Raw genomic sequence first — 5,386 nt, forward strand, 5'->3', positions numbered from 1 at the left:
CTCGACCTCGTCGCCGTCGGCGTTGTGGATGCGCATGAAGGCATCGGCGCTCGTACTCGGCTCGATGGTGATCAGCTGATCGCAGCCGACGCCGAATTTGCGGTCCGATACCAGGCGCACCTGGTCGGAGTCGAGCGGCGCCATGCCGCGGGCATCGCTGACGATGGCGCGCATGCCGCAGTCGGCGAGCCGGTGGTGCAGCGCCTCCGGGCCGAACAGGCTGAACAGCGGCACCGCGATCGCCCCCAGCTTGAAGCAGGCCAGATGCGCCAGCGCGGTTTCGTGGCGCTGGGGCAGCAGCACACCGACGCGGTCACCGTGCTGAACGCCGTGGGCGATCAGGCTGTTGGCCAGCCGGTTGGCGCCGAGCTTGAGTTCCAGGAAGGTGATCTCGCGGGCGCTGCCGTCGTCGTGGACTTCGATCATCGCCAGGCGCTCCGGGTCCTCCGCCCAGCGGTCGCAGCAGACGACGGCGATATTGAACTGCGCCGGCACCTCCCACGCGAAGTCATCGTAGAGGCGGTCGTACTCGACCCCTGCCGTCAGCAGTGCGGTGGGTTGGGCGTCGTTCATCGGCTCAAAAACTCCCGAACAGGGTGCCCAGGGTGATCACCGCGACCAGCGTGATCATCGGCACCACGATGGTGACCATGGCGATGTTGGGATAGGACTGGCGGTGGGTGAGGCCGCAGATCGCCAGCAGCGTGATCACCGCGCCCGAGTGAGGCAGCGTGTCCATGCCGCCGGCGGCGATGGTGGCGACCCGGTGCAGCAGTTCGGGGTTGAGACCGACCGCGTTGGCCATGCGCAGGTAGTCGTCGCCGAGCACGCTGAGCGCGATGCTCATGCCGCCGGAGGAGGAACCGGTGATGGCGGCCAGCACGTTCATCGACACCGCCTCGGAGATCAGCGGGTTGCCGGGGGCGAGGCTGAGCACCGCATCGCGGATGACCACGAAGCCGGCCAGGCTGGCGATCACCGCGCCGTAACCCACTTCGGAGGCGGTGTTGAACACCGGCAGCATCGAGCCGAAACAGCCCTTGTTGATGGTCTCCTTGAGGTCCGCCCAGTGCCGCCAGCGGGTGACGACCAGCCAGGCACACGACACCAGCAGCGCGATGATGATCGCCCACAGCCCGAGCATCGAGTTGGGATCGAGGGCGCCGAAGCGCGCTTCCGGCAGCTGCGAGAAATCGAGGCTCGGCAGAATCCAGTAGGTCAGCAGGCCGTTGAGCAGGATCACCATCACCAGCGGCGTGAAGGCGGCGACGGTGCCGATGACGGGCACCTCGGCGACGTCGATCTTCTCGTTGGGGTGATGGCCGTAGTCCTCGCCCTGGCGCATCGCCTTGCTGGCACGGGACTGCAGCCACCAGGTGCCAAGCCCCAGCATCAGGCAGCCGGCGATGATGCCGAGCCCCGGCGCGGCGAAACTGGTGGTCTGGAAGAACGGGATCGGGATCGCGTTCTGGATCGCGGGCGTCCCCGGCAGGGCGGTCATGGTGAAGGTGAACGAGCCCAGGGCGATGGCACCGGGGATCAGCCGCTTGGGCGTGCCGGTCTCGCGGAACAGCGCCGCGCCGATGGGGAAGACCGCGAACGCCACCACGAACAGCGATACGCCGCCGTAGGTCAGGATGGCGCAGGCCAGCACCACGGTCAGCACCACGTGGCGGGTGCCGAGGCGCTTGATGATCCAGTTGGCGATGGCATGCGCGGCGCCGGAATCGGCCATCAACTGGCCAAACAGGGCGCCGAGGATGAACAGCGGGAAGAACTTGATCAGATAGCCGCCGAGCGCACTCATGAAGGTGCCGGTGTAGATCGGCAGCAGCAGCCCGGCTTCCCCGGACAGCAGCACCGCCAGCGACGCCATCAGCGGCGCCAGCAGCAGCACGGTGATGCCGCGATAGGCGAGGACGATCAGCAGGATCAGCGAGACAACGATAGCCAGTGTACTCATGGGTCGATGGCCTTGGTCGGAGCTCCGTCACCATGACTGGTAGCGAGAGCATTGTTGTTGTGGATGGACGTTGTTGTGGATGGACGTCGTTGTGAATGGGCGTTGTTATGGTTGAGCGTTGCTGACAACGAGAGTTGCTGTGGATAAGTCGTGGGTAAGTCCCGGTAAGGGTGTGAATAAGCACGCCTGCCCGATTCGGGACCACGTCGAGACGAGATGACGATAGGTATTGATTAACGTTAACGTCAACGTGTTAATACGAGAACTAGCCTAAAGAGGGAGGCGTCGGCCTCCTCCGCTGTCGTCACCGGAGATCCCTGTCATGTCGATCTGGAAACGCGAATCTTCCCTGGAAATCCTCGCCGCCGAGTGTCGGCGGACGCTGGTCGAGCATATCGGTATCGAGTTCACCGAGCTGGGTGAAGAGAGCCTGCGCGGACGCATGCCGGTGGATGCGCGCACCCACCAGCCCTACGGCCTGCTCCACGGCGGCGCCTCGGTGGTGCTGGCGGAGACGCTGGGCAGCATTGCGGCGAATCTTTGCCTGGCCGACGAGAGCAAGATGGCGGTGGGCCTGGAGATCAACGCCAACCACGTGCGCGCGGTGCGCCAGGGCTGGGTCGAGGGGTGCGCCCGGCCGCTGCATATCGGTGGCACCACCCAGCTGTGGGAGATCCGCATCGAGGATGAGCGCGGCCGGCTGGTGTGCATGTCGCGGCTGACCATGGCGGTGGTCAATCGGGGCTGACTCACTGACGCCGTCAACCCTGGGCCGAACGCGCGGGTGGCTACGCTTCGCGCTTTTCCAGCATGGCGGCGATCGTCGCGGTGTGCTGGTCTCCCCAATTGCACAGTGGCCTGAGCGCTTCGCACAGGCTGTGGCCAAGCGGCGTCAGTGCGTAATCCACGCGGGGAGGAATCTCCCCGTGATCCGTCCGCGACACGACGCCATCCCGCTCCAGCATCTTGAGCTGCTGAATCAGCATCTTGTGACTGATGCCACGGATGCTGCGCTTCAGTTCGCCGTAGCGCAGCGAGCCACCCGCCAGGAAGTGAAGGATAAGCGGCTTCCACTTGCCGCCCATGACATGGAGCGTGGCGTCGAGACCACAGATGAAAGGCGAGGGTGCCAAGGGTTTCTCGTTCATTTTGATACTTACCAAAAGGTGCATACTTGTAGAAAAGAATGTTAATTCTTAACCTGCCTCCTCTCAATACCAGGAGTGCAGACGGATGGGTAAGCTACAGGGAAAGACCGCCGTGATCACCGGCGGCGCATCGGGAATCGGCCTGGCCACGGCGAAGCGCTTCACGGCGGAGGGGGCGTTCGTCTATCTCTTCGGGCGCAGACAGGAAGCGCTCGACGCGGCAGTGGCCGAGCTCGGCTCCCATGCGCGTGCCGTCCGGGGCGACGTCACGAAGTCGGCAGATCTCGATCGCCTGTTCTCGGCGGTGAAATCCGAAAGGGGCAGTCTCGATATCCTGGTCGCGAACGCCGGGGTCGGTGAGCTGGTGGCTCTCGGTGCGATCACGCCCGAGCATTTCGACCGGACGTTCGATATCAACGTCAGGGGTACGCTGTTCACGGTGCAAAAGGCACTGCCTCTGATGCCAGCCGGCAGTTCGATCATTCTGACGGGATCGACGGTGGGGGTGACGGGGACGCCGGCAATGAGCGTCTACAGCGCCTCCAAGGCGGCCGTTCGCAACCTCGCCAGGAGCTGGGCCCAGGATCTCCGAGGCAGCGGTATTCGGGTCAACGTGCTGTCTCCCGGCCTGACGGAGACGGACACGGTGAAAGGGCTACTGAACGACGACATCCTCACCGGACAGATGCAGGCAACGCCGCTTGGACGGATGGGGGATCCCGCCGAAACGGCCGCGGTAGCCGCGTTTCTCGCTTCCAGTGACAGCAGCTACATGACCGGTGGCGAGGTCTTCGTCGATGGCGGCTACGCACAGGTATAGCGTCATCGAGTGCGATCGTCGTGGCGTGGCAATCCGAAGGGGCCGGTTGCCTGGGTCGCGGTGGGACACGACTTGGCGGTTGATTAGGCTATGCACGAAAACTGCCTGCGCTCGGCAATACGGTGTTAAAAATCGGCTCAATACGCTCATTTACACCCCGTAAACTCCGCTTGTTCACCGATTTTTGCCTTGTCTTGCCTTCGCTCGTCGACTTTTCGTACAAATCCTAGGCCGTGTCCGATGGCGACTCCAATCCCAGTTCGTGACTGGTGGCCTTACGCATGCGGAATTTCTGCACCTTGCCGCTGACGGTCATGGGGAATTCGTCGACGAACCGGACGTAGCGCGGGATCTTGTGGTGGTCGATACGGTCGCGACAGTAGGCGCGGATCGCCTCCTCGTCGAGCTCGGCGCCCTCCACCAGCCGGACCCACACCGCCACCGCCTCGCCGTACCTGGGGTCCGGCACGCCGAACACCTGGGCGTCGGAGATCGCCGGGTGGGTGTAGAGAAACTCCTCGATCTCGCGCGGGTAGAGGTTCTCGCCGCCGCGGATGATCATGTCCTTGATGCGTCCGGTGATGGCGACGAAGCCGTCGTCGTCCATCATCGCCAGGTCGCCGCTGTGCATCCAGCCCTGGCTGTCGATCGCCTGGCGGGTGGCCTCGTCGTTGTCCCAGTAGCCGAGCATCACGCTGTAGCCGCGGGTGCAGAGTTCGCCGCTGGTGCCGCGCGGGACCACCTGGTCGCTGGCCGGGTCGACGATCTTCACCTCCAGGTGCGGGTGAATGGTGCCGACGGTGGCGACGCGCTTGGCCAGCGGGGCGTCAGGCCGGGTCTGCAGGCTCACCGGACTGGTCTCGGTCATGCCGTAGGCGATGGTGACGTCCTGCATGTGCATGCGCTCGATCACCCGCTTCATCACCTCGATGGGGCAGTTGGAGCCGGCCATGATGCCGGTGCGCAGGCTGGAGAGATCGAAGCGCGCGAACTCGGGGTGCTCGAGTTCGGCGATGAACATCGTCGGCACGCCATAGAGCGCCTGGGCGCGCTCCGCCTCCACCGCGCGCAGCGTCGCCTCGGGATCGAAGCCGTCGTTGGGATAGATCGCGGTGGCGCGGTGCGACAGGCACGCCAGATTGCCCATCACCATGCCGAAGCAGTGATAGAGCGGCACCGGGATCACCACCCGCTCGCCGGGTTGCAGGTTCATCCCGCCACCGACGAAGTAGCCGTTGTTGAGAATGTTGTGATGGGTCAGCGTCACCCCCTTGGGCGCGCCGGTGGTGCCGGAGGTGTACTGGATGTTGATCGGGTCGTCGAACTGCAGTTCGGCCTGCCGCTTCGCCAACCGCTCGGCGGAGACGTCGTCGGCGAGGGCGCGCAGCTCCTCCCAGTGCCACATGCCCGGGGTGGCGAGCTCGGGGTCGAGACACACCACCTGCCTGAGCCGGG

6 protein-coding genes are annotated in these 5,386 nt (G+C 64.8%); 2 read left to right on the plus strand and 4 right to left on the minus strand.

Annotated features, from left to right (window positions below; all coding sequences use genetic code 11):
* A partial coding sequence (locus AC3AYF_RS15555) for an AMP-binding protein (RefSeq protein WP_487779963.1) occupies positions 1 to 573 on the minus strand: 573 nt, incomplete at its 3' end.
* 4 nt (positions 574 to 577) lie between these two features.
* On the minus strand, positions 578 to 1,963 hold the full coding sequence (locus tag AC3AYF_RS15560) for a GntP family permease (protein WP_295040287.1): 1,386 nt from the start codon (positions 1,961 to 1,963) through the stop codon (positions 578 to 580).
* A 322-nt stretch (positions 1,964 to 2,285) separates the two neighbouring features.
* Here AC3AYF_RS15560 and AC3AYF_RS15565 point away from each other — a divergent pair, with 322 nt between their 5' ends.
* On the plus strand, positions 2,286 to 2,711 hold the full coding sequence (locus tag AC3AYF_RS15565; RefSeq protein ID WP_295040288.1) for a hotdog fold thioesterase: 426 nt from the start codon (positions 2,286 to 2,288) through the stop codon (positions 2,709 to 2,711).
* A 40-nt stretch (positions 2,712 to 2,751) separates the two neighbouring features.
* Here AC3AYF_RS15565 and AC3AYF_RS15570 read toward each other — a convergent pair whose 3' ends face one another.
* Entirely contained in the window at positions 2,752 to 3,096 is a 345-nt protein-coding gene (locus tag AC3AYF_RS15570; protein ID WP_295040290.1) for a winged helix-turn-helix transcriptional regulator, read from the minus strand.
* 100 nt (positions 3,097 to 3,196) lie between these two features.
* Between AC3AYF_RS15570 and AC3AYF_RS15575 the strand changes: the two genes are divergently transcribed.
* Positions 3,197 to 3,931 (plus strand): SDR family NAD(P)-dependent oxidoreductase, encoded by a 735-nt coding sequence (locus AC3AYF_RS15575; RefSeq protein ID WP_295040292.1) that lies wholly within the window; start codon positions 3,197 to 3,199, stop codon positions 3,929 to 3,931.
* 226 nt (positions 3,932 to 4,157) lie between these two features.
* Here the strand turns inward: AC3AYF_RS15575 and AC3AYF_RS15580 are convergent.
* On the minus strand, positions 4,158 to 5,386 hold a 1,229-nt coding region (locus AC3AYF_RS15580), incomplete at its 5' end, for an AMP-binding protein (RefSeq protein WP_487779964.1).

The sequence above is a fragment of the Salinicola sp. genome (assembly GCF_982684285.1).

What these genes read in the sequence shown, in the direction of transcription:
- AC3AYF_RS15560 (WP_295040287.1), bottom strand. Translation starts at nt 1,963, where the DNA reads ATGAGTACACTGGCTATCGTTGTCTCGCTGATCCTGCTGATCGTCCTC.
- AC3AYF_RS15565 (WP_295040288.1), top strand. Translation starts at nt 2,286, where the DNA reads ATGTCGATCTGGAAACGCGAATCTTCCCTGGAAATCCTCGCCGCCGAG.
- AC3AYF_RS15575 (WP_295040292.1), top strand. Translation starts at nt 3,197, where the DNA reads ATGGGTAAGCTACAGGGAAAGACCGCCGTGATCACCGGCGGCGCATCG.